Origin of the sequence: Thermophagus xiamenensis, assembly GCF_900112795.1 — a bacterium.
GTDB lineage: Bacteria > Bacteroidota > Bacteroidia > Bacteroidales > Marinilabiliaceae > Thermophagus > Thermophagus xiamenensis.
Genome location: NZ_FONA01000013.1, coordinates 92,589 through 115,362, shown reverse-complemented (window position 1 = coordinate 115,362; position 22,774 = coordinate 92,589). Strand labels below are relative to the sequence as shown.

General features: G+C 37.1%; 18 protein-coding genes and 1 tRNA gene. 6 read left to right on the top strand and 13 right to left on the bottom strand.

What is annotated here, in order from left to right; all coding sequences use genetic code 11:
• Positions 1–791 precede the first annotated feature (791 nt).
• The gene (locus tag BM130_RS09465) at positions 792–2,414 is read left to right on the top strand and encodes a DEAD/DEAH box helicase (RefSeq protein ID WP_010528052.1); all 1,623 of its coding nucleotides are present in this window, start codon (positions 792–794) and stop codon (positions 2,412–2,414) included.
• Between the two features lie 366 nt (positions 2,415–2,780).
• Here BM130_RS09465 and BM130_RS09460 read toward each other — a convergent pair whose 3' ends face one another.
• Positions 2,781–4,268: a DUF3078 domain-containing protein gene (locus tag BM130_RS09460; protein WP_010528053.1), complete on the bottom strand. Its 1,488-nt coding sequence runs from the start codon at positions 4,266–4,268 to the stop codon at positions 2,781–2,783.
• A 150-nt stretch (positions 4,269–4,418) separates the two neighbouring features.
• On the opposite strand from BM130_RS09460, the gene BM130_RS09455 reads away from it, so the two are divergent.
• Entirely contained in the window at positions 4,419–5,747 is a 1,329-nt protein-coding gene (locus BM130_RS09455) for an MATE family efflux transporter (RefSeq protein WP_010528054.1), read from the top strand.
• Between the two features lie 79 nt (positions 5,748–5,826).
• Here BM130_RS09455 and BM130_RS09450 read toward each other — a convergent pair whose 3' ends face one another.
• Together BM130_RS09450 and BM130_RS09445 are read right to left on the bottom strand one after the other, a co-directional pair.
• Complete coding sequence (locus tag BM130_RS09450) at positions 5,827–6,720, bottom strand: MerR family transcriptional regulator (protein WP_010528055.1); 894 nt, start codon at positions 6,718–6,720, stop codon at positions 5,827–5,829.
• A gap of 149 nt (positions 6,721–6,869) precedes the next feature.
• Positions 6,870–8,216 (bottom strand): fasciclin domain-containing protein, encoded by a 1,347-nt coding sequence (locus BM130_RS09445; RefSeq protein WP_010528056.1) that lies wholly within the window; start codon positions 8,214–8,216, stop codon positions 6,870–6,872.
• A gap of 224 nt (positions 8,217–8,440) precedes the next feature.
• Here BM130_RS09445 and BM130_RS09440 point away from each other — a divergent pair, with 224 nt between their 5' ends.
• Genes BM130_RS09440 through nadD form a run of 3 tightly spaced genes read left to right on the top strand, consistent with a single transcriptional unit; the run spans position 8,441 to position 10,546 of the window.
• Entirely contained in the window at positions 8,441–9,316 is an 876-nt protein-coding gene (locus tag BM130_RS09440) for a YicC/YloC family endoribonuclease (protein ID WP_010528057.1), read from the top strand.
• A gap of 48 nt (positions 9,317–9,364) precedes the next feature.
• Entirely contained in the window at positions 9,365–9,931 is a 567-nt protein-coding gene (gmk, locus tag BM130_RS09435) for a guanylate kinase (protein ID WP_010528058.1), read from the top strand.
• Between the two features lie 15 nt (positions 9,932–9,946).
• Positions 9,947–10,546 (top strand): nicotinate (nicotinamide) nucleotide adenylyltransferase, encoded by a 600-nt coding sequence (gene nadD, locus BM130_RS09430; protein ID WP_010528059.1) that lies wholly within the window; start codon positions 9,947–9,949, stop codon positions 10,544–10,546.
• A gap of 128 nt (positions 10,547–10,674) precedes the next feature.
• On the opposite strand, the gene trxB is transcribed toward nadD, so the two are convergent.
• The 6 genes from trxB to BM130_RS09395 form a co-directional block, all read right to left on the bottom strand.
• Positions 10,675–11,688 carry a thioredoxin-disulfide reductase gene (gene trxB / locus BM130_RS09425; RefSeq protein WP_010528060.1) on the bottom strand — a complete coding sequence of 338 codons (1,014 nt, stop codon included), beginning with the start codon at positions 11,686–11,688 and terminating at the stop codon, positions 10,675–10,677.
• A gap of 427 nt (positions 11,689–12,115) precedes the next feature.
• A complete protein-coding gene (locus tag BM130_RS09415; RefSeq protein WP_010528062.1) occupies positions 12,116–13,036 on the bottom strand; it encodes a DUF4249 domain-containing protein in 921 nt (306 codons plus the stop codon).
• A gap of 286 nt (positions 13,037–13,322) precedes the next feature.
• Complete coding sequence (locus tag BM130_RS09410; RefSeq protein ID WP_010528063.1) at positions 13,323–15,953, bottom strand: TonB-dependent receptor; 2,631 nt, start codon at positions 15,951–15,953, stop codon at positions 13,323–13,325.
• Positions 15,954–16,027: 74 nt separating this feature from the next.
• The gene (locus tag BM130_RS09405) at positions 16,028–17,005 is read right to left on the bottom strand and encodes a FecR family protein (protein WP_010528064.1); all 978 of its coding nucleotides are present in this window, start codon (positions 17,003–17,005) and stop codon (positions 16,028–16,030) included.
• Between the two features lie 75 nt (positions 17,006–17,080).
• Positions 17,081–17,260, bottom strand: a complete 180-nt coding sequence (locus BM130_RS09400; protein WP_029626654.1) for a hypothetical protein — start codon at positions 17,258–17,260, stop codon at positions 17,081–17,083.
• A 560-nt stretch (positions 17,261–17,820) separates the two neighbouring features.
• Positions 17,821–18,447, bottom strand: a complete 627-nt coding sequence (locus BM130_RS09395) for an RNA polymerase sigma-70 factor (protein ID WP_010528065.1) — start codon at positions 18,445–18,447, stop codon at positions 17,821–17,823.
• 984 nt (positions 18,448–19,431) lie between these two features.
• On the opposite strand from BM130_RS09395, the gene BM130_RS09390 reads away from it, so the two are divergent.
• Positions 19,432–19,506 (top strand) — tRNA-Pro (locus BM130_RS09390).
• A gap of 87 nt (positions 19,507–19,593) precedes the next feature.
• On the opposite strand, the gene BM130_RS09385 is transcribed toward BM130_RS09390, so the two are convergent.
• From BM130_RS09385 to BM130_RS09370, 4 genes are all read right to left on the bottom strand, one after another.
• A complete protein-coding gene (locus BM130_RS09385; RefSeq protein ID WP_010528066.1) occupies positions 19,594–20,289 on the bottom strand; it encodes a ferredoxin reductase domain-containing protein in 696 nt (231 codons plus the stop codon).
• Between the two features lie 194 nt (positions 20,290–20,483).
• Positions 20,484–21,260 carry a sulfite exporter TauE/SafE family protein gene (locus BM130_RS09380; RefSeq protein WP_010528067.1) on the bottom strand — a complete coding sequence of 259 codons (777 nt, stop codon included), beginning with the start codon at positions 21,258–21,260 and terminating at the stop codon, positions 20,484–20,486.
• Positions 21,253–21,645, bottom strand: coding sequence for a rhodanese-like domain-containing protein (locus BM130_RS09375; protein ID WP_010528068.1), 393 nt, complete (start codon positions 21,643–21,645; stop codon positions 21,253–21,255). The genes BM130_RS09380 and BM130_RS09375 overlap by 8 nt, the downstream gene beginning before the upstream one ends.
• A gap of 295 nt (positions 21,646–21,940) precedes the next feature.
• Entirely contained in the window at positions 21,941–22,771 is an 831-nt protein-coding gene (locus tag BM130_RS09370; RefSeq protein WP_010528069.1) for a DUF8758 domain-containing protein, read from the bottom strand.
• Between the last annotated feature and the right edge of the window lie 3 nt (positions 22,772–22,774).

Here is a 22,774-nt window from a genome sequence, read left to right as displayed (position 1 = left end):
GGAAAGGTATTGCTGATTTCAAAAGCCGGATTGGTCCTCATCACAACCAATTCCAGTTATCTTTATTCCCTGATTAATTTTTGAGGAAACTCCAGAATTCTTTTGAGGAAAGGAACAGAAATCACAGGAATTTTAAAATAAATATGTTACGGATATTTCTTTATTCATTTGGGAAGGAAATTGAAGTCAAAAACAAAACACTATTAAGTTAAACTTTATTAATTATTGACTGTAAAGTATCAATATATAAAATCGGCGCACTACCTTTGTTCCGTAATTAATTTGGGTTAACGTTAGAAAGGTTAATCTATCCCCAATGACTTCACGTTAAGTTCAACCAAAAACGATGGCGAGGTTGCAAAACGTGAGACTATTTAAGAGGTGGGCACGTTTCTTTTTTGGTTGAATTTTTTTCTACAAAAAAAGACTTAAAACAGATGAAACAAGGATGACAAAATAGGGTTGTCATAAAAGTGTATAAAACCCGTTGTCATGCGAGTTCTGTCAGACCAATAACTTAAGTAACATTTTTACGGATGAATCTGCTTTGGATATCGTATTCACCCTATTAATCGTTAGTACCAACAATAAAAATGAGCATAATCTATTGCTAATTAAGCAATAAACAAATTAAATTTCATTATTTTAATAGGTACTCGGTTTTATAAACAAACTAGTTGAAACGATAAGATTAATTATAAGCCCCTAAAAAAGGAAGAATATGTATCCCATATCCTCTAAAACCGAATCAACCCCCAAAAATATCGCCATTAAACTTTATTAAAAATAGTATGCAAAATTTTGTAGAAACGGGCCTCCGACCCGAAATTTTAGAATCACTGGAAACAATCGGATTTAAAACCCCTACCCCAATTCAATCTAAAACAATTCCATACATTCTGGAGTCTGAAAATGATCTGGTCGCCATGGCACAAACCGGCACGGGTAAAACCGCTGCATTTGGATTACCAATCCTTCAGAAAATAAACACAGAGAACAATAAAATACAAAGTATTATTTTATGTCCTACCCGAGAACTATGCCTTCAAATCACCAGAGATATTGAACGTTTTAGCACCAACCTACCCTTGTCCGTTGTGGCAGTATATGGCGGGGAACCAATAAATCGGCAAATCAGCGCTCTCAAAAGGAAATGTCACATGGTTGTAGGCACGCCCGGACGCGTTAACGACTTAATTAACAGAAGAATTCTAGATTTATCCTCTGTCAGATTTTTGGTTTTGGATGAAGCTGATGAGATGCTCAAAATGGGTTTTAAAGATGAGATGGATGCAATCCTGGCCGAAACCCCAAAAACCAAACAAACATTACTTTTTTCAGCAACCATTCCCCCGGATATAGAATCCATCGCAGGGAAATATATGAACAAACCACATAAAATCAGCGTAACACATAACAACCAAACAGCAGAAAATATAAACCATTTTTATATGGTAACATCTACTTCAACAGCTTATCCCACTCTAAGAAGATTTGCCGATATGCATCCCGATATTTACAGTATTGTATTTTGCAGAACAAGACAAGAGACGAAGGACATAGCCAATAAACTCATTGAAGATGGCTACAATGCTGATGCCTTGCATGGTGAACTATCGCAAGGATTACGTGACCAGGTGATGGGCCGATTTCGCAAAAAACACCTTCAGATATTGGTTGCAACCGATGTGGCTGCCAGAGGATTGGATGTTAACGACCTAACTCATGTTATTCATTATCATCTTCCCGATGAAACCGAAAACTACGTTCACCGAAGTGGCAGAACAGGAAGAGCAGGAAAATCGGGAGTATCAGTGGCCATCATTTCACCCAAAGAAACAAATAAAATCAAGATGCTGGAGCGAAAGATTAAAAAATCTTTCACCCGTATCATGGTCCCTGGTGGAATGGAAGTTTTTCAAAACCGACTGGTTAATTATCTTGAAACATTAAAAACAGTAGAACCCAATTCATTCCCGCTGGACCAATATTGGGATCTTGTTCAAGAACACTTAAATCATCTATCCAAAGAAGATTTAATAAAAGCAATACTATCCAGAGAATTTTACCGGGTTTATGAAGATTATTCGACCGCACCTGATTTAAATGTTTCTGCCGAACGACCAAATTCCACAAAAAATAAACGAAATCGTAGAGAAAAAGGGCGACGTTTTTCAAAATTTTCCATAAATCTGGGTCGAAAAAACAATATGCGTCCCGACTTATTGATAAACCTTATCAATCGCCATACTCCGGAATACAATATCCAAATCGGAAAAATTGACATTCAACCGGCACATACCATTTTCGAAGCTGATCAGCATTATGAAAAAGAATTGATTAAAGCCTTCAGAAAAGCCAAATTTAAAGGAAACAGCCTGTACGTTCAGACGTTTAAAAAACATCGCAGATAGGCCTTTCACTTTTAATTGTTTAACAATGGCATGTGGCTAATGACCAAATTTAATTTTTATGCATTCAAAAAATAAAAGAGGGCCGTTCACGCTTTTGTAAACGACCCTCTATTAACCAAACCTAACCCTAAACTATGAGAAAACTTTAACTAATATAAACAAAGCCCGTGCCGAAGTCAACCCAAATTTTGTTAAAATAACAATAAATCGTGATTTATTTTGCACTCAAACACACCTTTGTTCGGATAAAATAATGTCAACATAACAACTCCAACAATTGTTTGTTATATTGACTGGCAAATGTAAGATGAATTATAAAATAACAAGAGAAATAACCGTTAAACAAAGTTAAAGCCTTTTATTTGTCTAGAATCTGTAACTAAAAGCAATACTCAAGTTTTCCTTAAACTGAAGCTTATCAGATTCGTTGCTGTAATACCTCAGATAAGTTGCGATTCGCGTTTTCAGGAAAATATTAATTTTCATATCGAGAATCAATTCCCATTCTCCTTGAACCTGATTCTCGGTACCCATGTACTCATAGAAAAAATCGAGTTTTGAAGACAAGTTGAAATCCTTAGCAAAACTCCATTTAAGACTATTAACCAAAGAAGCACCCCCCATAGTATCACTCTTTTTATCTTCAGGAATCTTATATTTAGTCTGATCAATCTTTGCTGTATCAGCAACATAAGTTAGCTTCGATGTAAAAGGCAAAAGCATCAAAGTGAAATTTTTTTCTTTGTAATCCATACCCAATGCGGCAGTAAAATAGGCAGGAGCCATAAAACCTGAGATAGGATTCTCTTTATCAACATCATTTTTGGAATATCCGTTAAAAAACTGTGTTTTAAAATTAATTAATCCACTATAGAACCATTTTTTCCCGGCACTCACACCATATTTGCTATTTAATTCAATTAAATCATCATTTACCCGTGACTTTTGATCCTCAGCACTTAGAAACCCCAATTTATGGATAGCATAACTCTCCCACTCCACATTTTCTTTTTTATATTTTGCATTGATTCTCAAGTCACTAAGTAAAGAAATGGAATTTTGTCCTCCCTTAGCCCAATTTTCCAAAAAGGCTTGCGAAAACTGAATATTTTCGGTTCCACCATAAGTCCAGGGTCGATCAGGCCCGGCACGTTTATTAAGTTTTCCTTTAGCATCAGGCCCCTCAACACTTAACAAACGCAGGATTTCTTCATGAGCCGATTTTTTCTCAATAAAGCCATCCCCATAAACAATCTTTGGGGGATCAGGTATTTCATCCCAAATTTCTTCAACCAGATAAGGTGCATCAACAAGAGTTTTTTGCATAATTTTTTCGATGGGCCTGGCATTTTCTATTTTTATAAGCGTATCGGCACCTGAAGGGTGCTTTAAAAAATAGAGATACGCCTCTAAAGGAGTTCTTTCATAAGGTGAAGGATAATCCAGAATGGAAGGATAGTCAAAATATTTATATTTTAATGACAAGGTAAATGGCTGATACACTTTCTTCTTTACATCCAAACCGACAGAACTTTCGGATCCGGTCTGAAAAGAAAGCATGGGTTTAACAATATATCGCCGACCATCCATACTATTAAACCGTCCGCTTCTCTGCTTGGGAACAAAATAATTTTCTACCCAAACATTGATTCTTCCTGACGAAACCATGTGATGATGCCCATATAGATCAGATAAGAAGTATTCGGCACCACCTTTCCTGGCAACATAAAATGAATCTGGATTTTCTATATTAATAACAACCAACTCATTAAAATGAGAGGGCGAAGCTTGTGTTGAAGCCAAACTACATACCAGCCCCCAAAACTTCAAAAAAAGTACTATCTTCTTACCCATATTTTGGCCATTGAGCCAGTAAAAATAACAGTTTTTCTTTACTTGACGAAAAAGTTACAGCCCGGCGCAAACAAAATAAAGCCATTCAACAAATATTTTTTCCATAGTTTTGCATCCAAGGTAATTACATATGATGTAAACAAATATTAAATGAGAGATTTAACATACGGGAAGGAAGGAAGACTTATTTTTCGATTTGCTGTACCTATGGTAATAGGAAATATCTTTCAACAACTATATAATATAGTTGATTCAATTATCGTAGGTAAATATTTAGGCGATCAGGCATTAGCAGCTGTAGGTGCATCATTTCCTATTTTTTATACCCTCATATCCTTTGTCATTGGTATAGGTAGTGGCGCCACCGTAGTAATAAGCCAATATTTTGGTGCCAAAAATTATGACAATGTAAAAAAAGCCATTGGAACCCTATATGTTTTTGTATTTGGAGCCTCTTTAATATTATCGGCCACGGGAATACTCTTGGCCAGAAAAATATTTACATTATTAAGTGTAGGCGAAGATGTAATGCCCGAGGCCATACTATATTTTACGGTATACATGTCGGGCCTGCTTATTTATTTTGCCCTAAACAGTACGGCCTCTATTCTTCGCGGGTTAGGCGACAGCAGAACTCCATTGTTGTTTTTTACCATAGCCACCATTGCCAATATTGGTTTGGATTTGCTCTTTATCCTGGTATTTAAATGGGGCATAGCAGGTGCTGCTATTGCCACCATAGTAGCTCAAGGCGGGACTTTTATAACAGCTATTATTATCTTAAACCGTAGGCAATATTTAATAAATTTCAGTCGAAAATCGTTTGTCTTTGACAGGGATATCTTTAAAAAGAGCGTAATCATCGGGTTACCCACCGGCTTCCAGCAAATGTTTGTAGCTCTTGGCATGATGGCGCTTATCCGAATTATCAACAATTTTGATACAGCTGTATTAGCCGCCTATACAGCAGCCAGTAGAATAGATGCTTTAGCATCGATGCCAGCAATGAATCTTGCCTCAGCCCTATCAGCATTTGTAGGTCAAAATTTTGGTGCCGGAAAAATCTTACGCATCCGCAATGGTGTTCGGGCAACATTGATAATGAGCTGGTGTATAAGTTTAGCAGTAATGTTTATTGTAATTTTTCAAGGGAAAAACCTGATTTCCCTCTTTTCCCATAGCCCGGAAGTCATTGAATATGGAAGGAAATACCTCATAATAGTTAGTTCGTTTTATCCTGTTTTTGCTACCATGTTTACCATGCATGGCACATTACGTGGCGCCGGGGATACACTCATCCCCATGTTCATAACTCTTATATCTTTGTGGTTAATTCGTATTCCGCTGGCAGCCTGGTTTTCCGCACATATAGGCCCCTCTGGCATATGGTGGGCTATTCCCTGCGGATGGACAATCGGACTAATTGGAACTATGATATATTATTTGTCAGGAAAATGGAAGAATAAAAAAGTGATTTAATTAAATGGATTAAACTCTTAATTAATATCCGTTAGAAACATTACAACAGGCGAAGCCCCCAGCCCTAATGTGATGTCTACTAATCACTATATTGCAGTAGTTTTATATTTTCTTTAAAAATTCGCACGGAAGAAATAACAGTAAAATTATCAGGAAGTTGAGGTTCCAACTCACGCACCAATTTTCCTGATACAAAGAAGGGTATATCCGTAAAAGATTCCCGAAACTTAAGCAAATCCACCTCGAGTTGCTCTTTATCGCGCGCAGTAACAAAGGAAGTAAAAAAAGCATCTGCAGGACGGATTTGTTGTACCGCTTTTAAATCCTCCAGAGGCACTGAAGCACCTAAATAAATCACCTCTAACCCTTCCTTGCGTGCAATAAAGCTATAGAACAAAATTCCAAGTTCATGCATTTCACCTTCAGGTAAAAAGAAAATCATTTTTGGTCCTTGGGCCACAATATTTTGCATTTCATTATCGATGGCCACCATAATTTTTTGCCGTATCAGGTTTGAGATAAAATGTTCCTGTGCCGGATTAATTGTACCAGTCTGCCATAACATACCAATTCTGTCGAGAAAAGGGAACAACACCTGTTCAACGGTTGCCTCAAAACCATATTTAATAACGGCTGCCGATAATACATTTACAAATTTTTTTTCATCTAACTCTAACATTGAAACCATCAAACTTTCAATGTGAAGGTTGTTTTTCCGCCCATTTATGCACAGTTCCAATACACGATCCCTCAATTGCTGCTCACTCAACTGAGCTATTTTCGATATCTTATATCCGTTTTGGTTTAAGATAGATATGTTGAGTAGTTTTTTAAGATCGGCATCCGAATAATATCTAATATTGGTCGAAGTCCGGTTAGGTTCAATCAAACCATACCGTCTTTCCCATATCCTTATAGTATGAGCTTTTACGCCTGAAATATTTTCCAGATCTTTAATGGAATAAACAGCCATTTTTCAACAAATTTCAACAATACAATTACCCTGATGATTTGATATTTATTTTTTTACACCAGGCAAAGATTACCACTAAGAAAAAGGGACTACCGTTGAACCTTTGGTGTTCACCCTGAAGCCCCTTTTTTATAGATTATATTAATATTTTAGGGAACAATTACTTTATCAATAACATGTACAACTCCATTGGTTCCCTTAATATCAGCCAACAGAACATTTATATCTCCGTCAATAACAATTCCGTTATCAACATTTATGGTTAAAGATTTTTCACTATTCAAGGTTGACAAAGAACCGTTACTTAAATCTGAGGATAAAAAATACCCACTAACCACATGCGCCAAAAGCACATTTTCAAGCGTTTCATCATCAATATCATTCAGTCCATTTACACCCAATGTTTCGAACAAGTCTTCAAATGCAGAATTAACAGGTGCAAAAACAGTAAAAGGTCCTTCATCCCTTAAAGCTTCAACGAGATCAACTTTTACCAATGCTTCTACCAAATAAGAAAAATCGGAGTTGTCCAAAGCCAAATCAACCACTTCGGGTGGTATCAATACTTCATCAATGGCATGAATAATACCATTGGTTGCAACAACATCCTCAATAATAACATTGCTATTCCCGTTTAATATTATATTATCTCCTAAACTAACTTGCAAACTCACAAATTGTTCCCCTATCTGACTAAGAGTTGTAACATAACCTGATTCAATATCGGCAGAAGGCAGAAATCCCGTTACAACATGGTATAGCAATATGGGTTGCAGGTCCTCTAGCGATAAATCATCCAATGTGAAACCCAAATTGGTAAACAATTGGTTAAAAGCATCATCCACAGGGGCGAAAACGGTAAAACTCAAAGAACTATTGTTAAGAGTTTCCGACAATCCTGCTTTTTCAACTACTTCTTCCAATACAGAAAAAGCACTATTAGCAGCTGCATGACCCGACAAGGATAATGGCAAGATAACCTTATCAACAACATGAATAACCCCATTATCAGCCATTATGTCGGTGGCAGTAATAGAGGCCCGACTGTTGATCATTTCATCATCCATATTAATGTACATAGATAACGTATATCCGTCTTGAGGGCCATCAGCCAATGTGCTGTAATAGCCATTTTCCACTTCATTGGCTTCAGCCTTACCGGCCAGTACATGATACAACAAAATTTCTTTAAGATCATCATTTGGTAGATCTTCCAATTCGTCATACCCCAACTCAGTCAACAAATCACTAAAAGCATCGTTGGTCGGCGCAAATACCGTATATTCGGCATTCTCATCCGCCAAAGCATCTTTTAAATCTGTCAGTTCCAAGGCATCTATCAAAACTGAAAAATTTTCATCAGCAGAAGCAACGTCTACAATGGTGTTACTTTCATCTGGTATTTCTTCTGTGTTATTATCATCATTTTTGTCGCACGACGCCAGAATGAATATTCCGGACAAAACTATAAGCAAACTGAATTTCATCTTTTTCATGGCCCTTAATTTTGAGTTTGAATTAATTTAGAATAACTATAAATAAAAACAGCAATTATATTCTTTTGTTCATATTTTTTATTAATTTATTAGTCAATACCTTTAATAAAATGAAATATAAAGAATAAAACATCAAAGGACTTTAAAATATACCCCACCCTATAAACTTTTATTGGTTCTTAATAACTAACTTTGCCGTGATAGAATCCCAAAAAATATTTTCGATGATAAAATCCATGACCGGCTATGGGAAGACGGTTTGCGAACTTCCAACCAAACGAATTATAATAGAAATTAAGTCATTAAACAGTAAGCAACTAGACATAAACTTACGTTTGCCCACTCATTATAAAGAGAAAGAATTAGAAATTAGAAATATAATAGCTCAAAAACTGCAGCGAGGGAAAATAGATTTAACCTTTAACGTAGAATCTATAATGCCGGACAAAATTTCGCGGATAAATGAAGAAGTAATAAGGGAATATTTTAGGCAGTTAAAGCCTATTGCCGAGGAGCTAGGCATCAGTAGCAACACCGACTTTTTACGAGTAATTATGCCCTTACCCGACACCATGAAATCTGAACAACCGGAACTGGATGAAGAGGAATGGAATATTGTTTATAATGGTTTACTTCAATCCATAGAACAGCTGGATGCTTTCAGAATTCAGGAAGGCGCTGCAATGTTCCGGGATGTAAAAGGACATAATGAATCTATTCGGCTATTACTTGAAGAAGTGGTACCGTTCGAAAAACAAAGAACCGAAAAAATAAAAAACCGCATAAAAGAGACGCTTAAAAATCTAAATATTAACGGTGATTTAGATGAAAACCGGTTTGAACAGGAACTGATATATTATATCGAAAAACTGGACATATCAGAAGAAAAGATTCGGCTTAAAAATCACATCGATTATTTTGATAAGACATTGAACGAAGATGGACCTGTGGGGAAAAAATTGGGATTTATTTCTCAGGAAATGGGACGAGAAATTAACACATTAGGTTCAAAGGCCAATGACTCGGAAATTCAACGTTTGGTTGTAAATATGAAAGATGAACTGGAAAAAATCAAAGAACAAATTCTCAATATACTATAGCCGGTTTCAGTAATAGCTGTATCAATTTAAATCAACAAAAAATATTATATGGCAGGTAAAGTTATTATATTCTCAGCTCCTTCGGGTTCGGGCAAAACAACCATTATACAAACGCTGATAAAAAAAGTTCCAGATCTTTCTTTTTCCATATCGGCAACGAATCGCCCTCCAAGAAAAAATGAAAAAAATGGAGTAGACTATTACTTTATACCTACCGAGCAATTCAGAAAAAAAATCAACAATGGCGAATTTCTTGAATGGGAGGAGGTTTATAAAGGAACCTATTATGGAACCTTAAAAAGTGAGATAGACCGTATAAATCAGAACGGGAAGGTAGCTCTGTTGGATGTTGATGTGGTTGGAGGGACTAATATCAAAAAAAGTTATGGCTCAGATGCCTTAGCCATATTTATTAAACCACCCTCATTACAGGAATTAGAAAAACGACTCAGGAACCGCAATACCGACAGTGAAGCAATCATTCAAAAACGACTGGCTAAAGCAGAAAAAGAGCTGGGATATGCACGTTTTTTCGATCAGATTATTGTTAACAACCAATTGGAGGAGGCTTGCCACGAAGCCGAATTACTGGTAAAAAACTTTATATCACAATAACATATAGTACTTTTAATGCAAAAAACAGGACTTCTTTTCGGTTCGTTTAACCCAATTCACATTGGTCATTTGGCTTTAGCCAATTATGTTTTAGAATATGCCCCATTTGACGAAATATGGTTTGTGGTAAGTCCGCAAAATCCTTTTAAAACGACAGAGGAATTGGCCACCTCCCATCACCGATTAACCATGACCAACATGGCTGTTGGGTCCGAATCGCGTTTTAAAGTTTGCGACATCGAATTTTCTATGCCGGTTCCTTCATACACAATTAATACTTTACAAAAACTTACCGACATTTATCCGAATAATGATTTCTCACTAATAATAGGTAGTGATAACTGGCACCACATCAACCAATGGCACAATTCCGAGCAATTACTTCAGCACCATTCAATTGTCATCTATCCCCGCCCGGGATTTCCCATAGAAGTCAATAATACTTATAACCTTTCCAACAATGTTAAATTTTTAGAGGCACCACTGCTGGATATCTCATCCACCCTTATTCGGAAGGGATTAAAAGAGGGCAAAAATCTTAAATTTCTCCTCCCCCACGGTATTTACGACTATATCATCAGCAACCACCTCTACAATACAATGCGAGGTCGCTAAAAAGCCATTAAACCTTTCAGCAACCTCGTTGCAATTAAGATATTAGTTTTTTATTAGATAACTGCTATGAACTGCTATGGATAATTTTACCAAGAGACTGTTGGCAGTTCTTCAGGGTAACCCCAACCTTAGGCATTTTCTGCCAGCCATCGTTCAGCGTCAATGGCCGCCATACATCCAGTTCCGGCAGCGGTAACAGCTTGTCTATAGACAGAGTCCTGAACATCGCCACAGGCAAAAACGCCAGGTACATTAGTTTTAGTAGTTCCGGGCACTGTTTTGATATACCCTACTTCATCGGTTTCAAGATAATCCTTAAAAATATCAGAATTAGGTTTATGACCAATGGCCAAAAAGAAACCATCGATTTTTATCTTTACCTCTTCTTCTTCAGGCGTCCCTTTTTTCTTAACTAACACAGCCCCTTCAACGACTCCGTCACCAAACAACCCTTTGGTTTGATGCTCCCATAAAATTTCAATATTCGGAGTTTTGAAGACCCGTTCCTGCATCACTTTTGATGCCCTTAAAACATTCCGGCGAACAATCATGTACACTTTATTAGCTAATCCGGCCAGATAAAGCGCTTCTTCACAAGCAGTATCACCGCCACCAACCACAGCAACATCCTTGCCCCTATAAAAAAATCCATCACAAGTGGCACAAGCCGAAACGCCCGAACCTGAATATTTCTTTTCGTCTTCTAATCCAAGATATTTTGCCGTAGCACCTGTAGCAATAATAAGGGCATCGGTTTCAATAATTTTTTTATCATCAATGGTTATAGAAAAAGGGCGTTTAGACAAATCAGCTTTTGTAGCCATGCCAAACCGGATGTCGGTACCGAAACGGGCAGCCTGCTTTTTCAGATCTTCCATCATTTCAGGACCTGTAATTCCTTCGGGATAACCCGGGAAATTTTCAACTTCGGTAGTAGTAGTTAACTGCCCGCCGGGTTGTAACCCTTCATATAAAACCGGCTTTAGATTGGCCCTGGCAGCATAAATTGCTGCGGTATACCCTGCCGGACCTGACCCAATAATTAATACCCGCGTTTTTTCTACTTCTGTAATCTCGTTTCTTTTTTCTTGTTTTTGTGGCTCGTTTGACCCTAAATCATCAATTTTTCCAAATAATGCCATAATTAATCATTTATTTATATTCAATTTTAATATTCCAAATATCAAGATGCTTAAATATATCAAAATAAATACCACAATTTGCGAACCTGACTCTCAGACAAAGTTCTTCTGGGACTTCAATTTTCCCAAATCGCTCCGCAAAATAAAAAAGATCTACCACTTAAACCAACCCCCAAAGGGGGCTTACCAGGATGATTTCTTTTATACAGTAATTTTAATCATGTTGGCAAATGCTTCCAACACCACCAACAACCTCTGTTTTACTTAAATTGTTTGGTTTTGGTTCATAATATAATACAATACCATATAGATAAAATCAATTATATAGAGAACTCCTAATTATTATTTCTTTTTCAAAATGACACCTCGGCATATACCTATGCCAATATTTCATTTCTACCAATACAAACCTCCATAAATAAATTCCTCAATTTAAATTTAAGGTATAGGAATAAATAGCATATCCGGAAACAACTCCGAGTCCTCCGTCTACATTGTTGTAGATTCTGATAGGGTCCAATAAAGGCAAGTCATAACCATATTCAGCAATAATCCTGCTCCGAAAATAATCGTAGTATTGGCGAGTATGTGAGAGCAGAAAAAAAAGAATGCGGCGGTGCGAAAAAGACGAATCCGACGAGAGTATATATTGATTGGGAATATAGATTGTTATTTCATATTCTTCACCATCAAATAAATAGTCAGAAAAGCAACCATCGAAATCCAGGCTTCCAATCAAACTTTCTTCCTGATCCCGAACATAAAATACAGGATCGGTTTTAGAATAATCAATTTTATTGCGCGTACACACAGAATCATCTTCTTCGAACACGCATATATCTTCATAAATCAATAGTTGATAATAATTTTCGGCCGTTCCGGGATCTGAAATCCTAATTTTGCATTCCAAAACAGTATCAACGGGTGAACCATATTCACTTCCTACAACTTTTCGGGTATTCACTACCATTGGCACCGGATCTGGTATTATTGTTTGCCCCGATGCATAATTCCCCTCACTGTCGAAAGCATCTATTCGAAGCGTATCACCATATGTAAAGGTTATATTTTCCCGGTAAGCCCACATCATATCAAATGGAAAGATAAAATCATCCACCATTTTTCCGTTTTTATAAACGGTAATATTTCCATCATAGACTCGCTCAAAATCATCAATTGAAAAAATACTGACACTTTTACTTAAATGAACATTAAAAACCGAATCGGGGGTTAGAAAGGAAAATAAAACCAAATTCCCACCTTCTTCTTTAAGCTCAAGTTCCAGACTCTTCTCACATGAAGAAATTAAGAGAGCAATTATATATAGAAACGCTGTTGCATTTTTCATCAGTATAAAATTTTTCTAAGTTATTGGTCTGATGGAACTCGCATGACTTAAAGTTTATACATGTTCTTATAGTGACAATTTTTTTTAGTCATGCTCGTTTCACCCGTATAAAATTTACTTACTTCATTGATATATTGGTTTTTAAAAGTAGTCATTAGTGGTTAGTCGTTAGTCACTAGTTAATTAACACTAACCACTTGTTGACTAATGACTAATCACTTCTTTTGCCTTCTGCCTGTGCACTTCTGCCTTTGTCTTTAGTCATAATAGTATCCTATACCATCCTTTAAAATTTAAAAGAAAACTTAACATATGGAATCGGGAAAGGGAATAAGCTCAATTGTTTGAGCTCCATGGATGCTTCACCCTCAGGCGCCTCATCGTTTTCGGCGAAATAGAGCAGAAAAGGATTTTGGTGACCATAAACATTAATCACCCCCACGCTCCAGGTACGCACTCCCCGTTCCTTTTTTTTAGTAAAGTTAATACCCACATCCAATCGATGAAAAGAGGGCATACGAAAATTATTTACCGAATTCACACTTTGAGAATAACCATACTCTGGAGTTTCACCAAAAGGGAAAGTAGGAGCAAAATATTTCTCTTCGGGCAGAGTTACGGGATTACCGGAACCGAACATCCAGGTTAAACTGCCCGATGTCTGATGGTTAATCCGATAATTCAAAAAGATACTTGCATCATGTCGCCTATCATATCGACCCGGGAAGGAATTTCCTTCATTCAATTCATCAAAATAACTGGTGGTATGAGAATAAGTATACCCCAACCACCCCGTTAAATTACCACTATTCTTCTGCAAAAGCATTTCACCCCCGAAAGATTCTCCGTATCCTGATGTCAGTTTATCTTCCCATGCCGTGCTATAATCAAAGAAACCCGTACTTTCCTTGTAAGATAATATGTTTTCAAAAGATTTCAGGTACCCTTCGAAAGATAATATGTATCGGCTATAACGACCCAAATAGATATTTACTCCCAGGGTACCCTGTTGAGAACGCATTGGTTCAATATTGTCGCTTACCGGAAGCCATAAATCGGTAGGCAAAGAAAAACCAGCTGTACCAACCAGATGGATAAATTGCGACATGCGGGAATAGGCACCTTTTAAATCCAAACGGGGCAATAGACGATAGCGTAACGATATGCGTGGTTCGATCGACCAATATGGTGTAGAACCACCCAGAAAAAAAGCAGCATGTAGGCCAGTATTACCTTTAAACCTATCATTCAAGGCAAACTCCTGCTCAATGTATCCCCGATATTCATGACCTGTAACCCTTACATCTTCCAGAACCGTGGTTTGACCGTTACTTTCAGTTCCAATAGCAGTTTTCACAATATCCACACCCGGGTTAAAACGGTGCAGCACTCCGCTGACACCAAACCTAAGTGTATAATCGGGGGAGGAATAAAATTCAAAATCACTTTTTAATGTAAAATCCTCTATCCCGCTCAAATATCGCTGCTCAAACGAAGTGAGGGTCTGATCTTCCGCCTCATTTCTTTTAAGACCAATAAAAAAACGGTAATTGGAATAAGTGGCAGTAAAATTAGAAAATAACCTTTTATTAAAAACATAGTTCCACCGTAAGGCACTGGTAAAATTGCCCCACCCGGCATTGCTCTCATCATTAATAGTTATAACATTTTGTATTTCATCCAAATCGGGAATACCCACCTCAAAATCACGGAAATTATATAATGTATAGAATTTATCACGCCCCCAATAAGCACTTAGATATAATTTACTTTTATCAGAAAATTCATAATTAATTTTCCCGTTCAAGTCAAAAAAATAGTAATTGGTTTTTTCTTCTTCACCCAATTGATAAATGGCAGCCAAAGCATCAATATAAGTACGCCTTAATGAAACTGCGAATGTGGACTTATCCTTTAATACGGGGCCATCTAAAGACACACCGGAAGAGAGCAAACCCAGGGAAATATCGCCGCCTATGCGATCTTTACGTCCGTCCTTCATCCTCACATCCACAACAGAAGATAAGCGACCGCCATAACGGGCCGGAAATCCCTCTTTAGTAATGGACACCTGACTTACGGCTTCGGTATTGAAAATGGAAAAAAAGCCCAGAAGATGCCCAACGTTATATACCGGCACATCATCCAGTAAAATCAGGTTTTGATCAGGGCCTCCACCTCGCACATATAGTCCGGAAAAGCCTTCAGACCCACTTTGAATGCCGGGAAGCATCTGGATGCCACGTACCAGGTCGGGTTCACCAAAAAGAGCCGGTGCATCATTGATTTGATCCATAGATACTCTCATGGCACCGAAACTATTACCTTCTAACATATTGGGGATGCGAGAACCTAAAATCGATATTTCTGGTAATTCAACGCTGGGTGAAAGATTAAAATTTATTACGGTATCGCGCTGAAGAACAAACTTTTTGGATGAAGTTTTATAACCAACAAATGAAGCACTCAATTGTGTGGGACCACCGGGAAGAGTAAGACTGTAAAATCCATAATAATTACTGGCAGTACCCTGCTCACGAGTTGCGTTATAAACGTTTGCTCCCAACAAACGTTCGCCACTGCCTTTATCACTAATAAAACCGCTAATGGTAAAAGATTCTTCAGATAACGGTTTAGGGCGAAGTATTATCCGGTTATTCTTTAAGGTGTAGGTAAAGGGACAATCTTTAAAAATATCTTTTAAAAAGCCAATGAGTGTGTTTTCGGATTGCGAAAGCGTTACCTCTTCTTCCAAACAAAGGCGAGAGCTGTAACTAATAACATACCCGCTCCGTTGTTGAAGCAATTCCAGCAGTTCGATGGTAGTCCCCGTTGTTGTATCAATGGAAAACCGCAACGTTTCAGCCTGCTGTCCATAACAAAGCACTACAGTGGTCGAATAAATAATTACAACCACTATGTTTGTTATTATTTTTGAGATATTGATGGTCAATTTCAAGAGAATTTCAATTAACGAAATATCTCCCGAAATTAGTCAGAGATTGTTAAAACACCTTCTTTTAAATGGAATTTTTTATCAAATAGTAGTTCTAGTTCGTCAAGAACCTCATTAACCGGTTGATTGGTGAAAGTAGTTGTTACTTTTACGTCGCTCTGAGTAAGCAACCTTACTTCCTTTATTTCATCAAAATGCTTTTGAATAGCTTTGGCAATTGCTGGAAGAGAACTTTGACGAAATACCAGCTTCCCGGTTTTCCAGGACAAAAAGTTATTATCCTCGATGGGTTTAACCAGAACATTATCTTCTTTTACGAAAGCTGAATTGCCGGCATAAACGGGTTTCAAAACATCACGGTATCCAAATGAAACAACACCCTGAGTAACGTTTAATTCCAGCTCATCCAATCCTTTCCCTGCCTCTAAATGAAATGAGGTTCCTAATACTTCCACAACAACGCCCTCGGGGGTATGAATCCGGAAAGGATTGTCGGCATCATGTTGCACATCAAAAAAACCTTCACCATCAAGACGAACACTTCGGTTTCCGTCACCAAAATTTCGCAAATATTTCAAGGACGAATGGTTGTTAAGATACACTATACTGTTATCGGGTAAACGCAGAGAATCCACATAATCGCCGGTACTGAAGGATGCCCAGCGGCCATATCCCGGAACATTCCAGTAGGTATAAAGTGCGCCACTCACTGCCAGCATTACTAACAGGACGGCAGCAATCTTTAAAAATGCATCCAACAGTGCCACTTTTCCACGCTGAGCGGTAGGAATAAAAATACGTTGATGTATTTTTTGCCAATCACTCTCCATTACTTCGGCGGGAATAAGGGAATGATATTTAGCGTCCCATATGGATTTAAATTCCAGGAAAACTTTTTCATTTTCCGAATTCTGTTGACGCCATTGTTCAATTTTATCTTTCTCCTCCGCTGTTGCCTCTCCCGATAAATATCGAACCAGTAATTCCGTTGGTATGTTCTTTGAGTTTTTCATGGACTTATTTTTTGGCTGCTATAACGTTACATACGTTATATGAGCATTAGTCAGCTATAAACAGGTTGCTGCTAATTAATGGAATTGGATTAAGCCAAAAATGACAGACTTTTCCTCCTCCACTTGTTCTTTGTTCTCCGGAGTCTTAGCAATGGATTCCCGGTTAGCCTTTTTTTCTGTTTCTGCCCTGGCATTTACTTCATTATTAGAAGGCGTACCAAGCAAATCTGCGAACATTTGAAGTAAGAATTCCATCTTTATATCTTTTTTAATGATTAATTTTCACTCTTATATAATTCATTTAACTCATTGGCCGAATAAAACTTAAAGTTAGTAATTAGTGGTTAGTCGTTAGTTATTAGTCATTAGTTAATCAATACTAGTCACTAATGACTTTTGACTAATGACTTCTTCTGCCTTCTGCCTGTGCACTTCTGCCTTTGTCTTTTATACATGCTCGTTTCATTCAAAATTATCGTATTTAATAACTACGACACTTATAAGACAATTATCTGTTTTACCACACGTAGAAAAAAAAACATTTTTAAACTGATTCAAAATAATAAACCGACCAAGACCTATTCCTAATGGCAAGTCTGAAACAACTATCAGACACACCCACAAAACCCTACCAAACAACCATTTAAACACTTACAACAAACTAAACCAAGAAGTTATTTTACAACAAAACCATATATAAAAAAGCGTACAACAAAAAATTAGCAATAAGACTCAGGCCTCAACCCTACAGAAGAAACATACAAAATTAAAAATGCTCTGCCCAGATACCTGGCAAGAAGTATTAAAATTTCACTTCATCCAACCAATGAATTGAATAAACTATTTACTGCGGAAAGAATAGAAATTAAAAAGCATCCGAGCAAGGGCAAATACCCATGTTTTTTCAGGTCGGAACGTATTCTTTTAAGGGCGTTACTGATTTGTGTTTCGACGGTTCGCTTGGAAATGGATAACTGTTTGGCAATATCCGCATTGGGGATTCCCTCTTGCCTACTCATAATAAAAATTTTTCGACATTGAGGCGGCAACTCATTAACCACTTTATTTATCCTTCCTTCTAATTCTGAAACGGCAAGCAACTCTTCATTTACCACTTCCTCACTTTCATATTTAATCCGGCCATGGTGTTCCCGCTCCATCTTTTCTTTCTTAATATGATTAAGCGCTCTGTTTCGAACCGATTGGAACAAATGTGCTTTTAATGAGGTATGGATATGTATAGTTTTTCTTTTATCATAGAGATTAACCAGTACATCCTGAACAATGTTTCGTGATGAATCGAGGTCTTCAACGAAGCGGTTGGCAAATGCCACTAACATTGGATAGTAATTATCAAACAAATAACGAAAAGCCGATTCGGTGCCATCGGTAATTCCTCTTAACAACTCCTGCTCTGTCCATTCGTTATTGATCGATTTCATTATTTCTTCTACTTTTTATTTTAACTCCCCATTAACTTTCCCTAAAACATGCGGGACAGGCAGGGAGAAATAGAATAAGCACCTTTTTGTTTTTTACACAGTTTCTCAAACATGAACTGGTGGAAAAAAGCGGCTTGGGACTCTCAAAATTAGATTTTTTAAATTATTGAAAGTTCTATCCGACTTTTTTCAAAAGACAAAAATATAACAATAAACACAGAGATTGGATTCTTTTTTCATCAAACTGCTTATCCAATGCTTAAAAAGGCAAAAAAAAACATTTCAATTGAATTTTTCATTCGTATATAATTTATTTAACACATTGGTCGAATGGAACTCGCATGGCTTAATAAAATTTATACATGTTCTTTTGTGGCAAAAGCCGCCATGCTCGTTTCATCAGTATAAATTTTATTTAAATCATTGGTCTGATGGAACTCGCATGACTTAAAGTTTATACATGTTCTTATTGTGACAAATCTTTTTAGTCATGCTCGTTTCATCCGTATAAAATTTACTTACTTAGTTGATATATTGCCCCTTATAAGTAGTCGTTAGTGGTTAGTCGTCAGTCATCAGTTATTCAACACTAACCACTTGTTGACTAATGACTAATCACTTCTTCTGCCTTCTGCCTGAATACTTCTGCCTTTTTCTTTTTTTAAAGTCCCCACACTCGTTTAATCCTTGTAAGAATCAATTAAGTTATTAATTGAATGGAACTATAATATTAGTGCGTAGTTTTTAGTTTTCAGTGAATAGAATTTATTGATTGGTGCAGAATATTTTTATTCTTTTTGAATTCTTTGCACTGAAAAAAAAGAAACAAACTAAAGTCTTAATTACCAATTCTCTTATGGCCTGACGCTTCTGTCAACACCCCGGCAATCCTTAATCAAAATAAATATTTTTTCCTTCCGAGGCCTTGCACGTACTCTCATTTTATTTATCTTTGCAGCGTCAAAAAACAAAGGACATCAATTACGGGATGTAGCTCAGTCCGGTTAGAGTACACGTCTGGGGGGCGTGGGGTCGCGAGTTCGAATCTCGCCATCCCGACAAAAAAAGGTCAACGAGAAAATCGTTGACCTTTTTTTGTTATAAAATAATTTCTATTCTTGAATCTATTCAAATTCTCTACTCTGGCTAATGCTTATCAAAAATAATTGATTTTTTAGGGACCTTCTTTCTCAGAAGATAATCACCTATATTTTTGTTAAACTCATCAGACCCTACCACACAAAACGTTTTGGAACGGTTAGCGATACTTACATCAATACTTTTATAAAGGTCGGTTCTGTTAGTCACCAAAACATTCTTCACCTTATTTTCCGGTAAGGTTTCCAGGAAGCTTTGGTAAACAAAATGGCCTGTTCGGTCGATGTTAATATTGGTAACAGGAAATCTGGCCGATGTATTATTCACATGTTCCAGGATAAGAGGCCGAAAAGTAGCAATACCTACTCCCATGCTGATAAAAACAACGGGTTCTGCAAGATTTGCCTTGGCAAAATGATTTCCCATTTTAAACATCCGGATTTGGTCACCCGCCTTCATATTCAGCATTATACGCTTAAAGGTTGAAGCATTCTCCCGGATACGTGTGGTAAATCCAATGAAATCCTCATCAGGATGACTCATTATTGATAATTCTCTAACCAGTTCTTTCTTTACTTTTTCACCATTAGAAAGTGATGAGCTCAAGAAATGAGCATATGTACCGGGGCTCCAACGTATTTTCTCCGGCACGGCAAATTTAAAAGTATAAGTATCAGGTGCTTCTTCAACTATTTCGGTAAGTTCTATGGGTGTTGAAATACTTTTCACAAATTTTGTAAGCATAATTATTTAACCATTTAGAATTTTAACAATTTCGTTTATTTTCTCCTGCTGCTGTCTTTTATTTCTCTTGATTCATCACAAAAAATAAACCGAACCTTTTATAAATTGAATTTCTTTACAAATGTTCAATTTTAAAAGTAAAAAACAGCCGGCAGAGATTGAATGGAAAAAAATTACACCCATAGTAAAAAGAGTCACAAAGCATTAACAATCATCAATACCGAAGCCAGAATTTGTGTTCCGACAAATAGATATTTCAAATTTTTAGGCTTTGATTTTATAGCCATTTTAGCACCGGCATAGCCACCAATAACTCCACCTATAGCCAACGGAATGGCCAGGTGCCAGTCAAACACTCCTGCCCCCCAATGCCCCATAAAACCTGCTGCGGCCGACAATGACACCAATACCGTGGTGGAACCCACAGCCACATGCATGGGGACATTCATGGTTAATAGCATCAAAGGAACCAAAAACGAACCGCCCGACACTCCTACCATCCCTGACACGAAACCTGCAAACAATACCACCGGAACCGTTATCAAAAAATTTACATGAAAAACCTGATCGCCGGATTTAAACATAATAACCCATTTCCTATCACTTTTCAGCTTTCGGCTCGGCTTACGCAGCATTAGCATGGCAGCCAAAAACATAACAACGGCAAAAGTGATTTTTAAAAACCGTTCGTTGAAATAATTTCCGAAATATCCGCCGGCCAGAGATGAAAAAAAGAGCATCACACCCAAAATAAGAGTAAGCTGCCAGTGATTCATCTTTTGTTTGCTAAAAAGAATGGCGGCCATTAAAGAAGAACACATTAATATAAACTGTCCGATGGACGCCGAAAGATTAATCCCCACACCGGATATTACCAGGGTTAACACATAAAAGTTACCACCTCCACGACCCGTCATGGTCATTAAAAAGGCAATGACCATGATGATCACTGCCAATATAAATTCATTCATTATTCAACTTTTTATAAAGTTTTCCCGGTTTAATAGCTTCTATAAGTCCGGAATAACCTCCCGGTATTATTTTTACGTTGTTAAAACCTTTACTTCTCAAATAAACAAAAATAATAACGGCCCTCACACCTGCCGAACAAAACACTCCGATGGTTTTATCTTTGGGTATTTCCTCTATCCTGTCCGGCACTTCATGGGTAGGAATCTCTATCACAGGACAAAAATGCGATAAAGGAAGTTTCAGGGTATCAACCTCTTCTTTGGTACGGATGTCCAGCAAAACCGTGTTGTCGCTAGTTAAAAAGGTTTCTGCATCCATGTTGTGTTGTCCGGTTCCAAAGTGCCGGAAATCCATCTCTTTGATTACTTTTTCTAATTCGTTCATGACATATAACTGGTATTACAAAAAAGCACATAATCATGCAATGGTCACAAAAAACGTATGCAACAAAATGAATTCATGAAATATTTTCTTTGTAATTTAATTTTACAAAGCTTCGCTGAGGGATAAACAAAATTCCCGCAGAGTAACCATTCCCTTCTCAGGCACCCTCCATTGTTTCAACAGGTGGTTTTTAAGGTGGGAATACAAAAATATCAGAAAAGTCTTAATTGATTATCAATTCTCGGATGAAACGAGCATGGCGGCTGTTGCCACAAAAGAACATGTATAAATTTTATTAAGCCATGCGAGTTCCATTCGGCCAATAACTTAAATAAATTTTATACGAATGAAAAGTACCAATAATTATAAATGGATTGTGAGATATAAAATGATTAGATAGCGTTGTTCCCAGGAAGAAATAAAGGTCTTTAGTTTTGGCAAAATCATCGAAATATTTCTGTCGAACATACTCTATTGCTTTTTGCTCATCCCCGTCATATTTTGAAAGGCCTTTCCAATAAAGCACCCCGGTTTCCCAATCCTCAATCATCAGATTGCTAACTCTTCCTTCAATATCCTCAAATCGATATTTAAATTTATACGGTAACTTTTTAACCACTTCGAAAGTTCCATTTTGTTCCGTTTCAAAAAGATTTAGTTGAGCCATGGCTTCAATTTTACTCCTTTTCCAATCTCTTTCAGTTGGTTTGGCGTAAAAATCCAAAACCCGGCTCGGTTTAAAAACAGCCAGTGAAGTCAATATTTCCTTATTCTTTGCCTCCTTTATCAGTTTAGTCAAATTATCATACACCTTTTGCAAACAAATTTCTTTGCGCTCTTTCCAATTATTAGAAGTATCAACGTGTCCCACCACTTTAATTTCGGTATCAATAGTTTTTGGACGATAACTTTCAGGGCGAAAATCATTTGTATTTTTTACTAAATCTAATTCAATCCAATCATATTTTTTGTACTGCTCATGGTATGATTTCTTACGAAAAGGGATTGGGTAAATTCTCACCCACCTCCCATCTTCACGGAATCCGGCAGTACATACCAATTCATCATACTTTTCGGATATTGTAGGATAGGTTTTTACCGTTATGAGTACTTTGGTTAGAGCCATAGC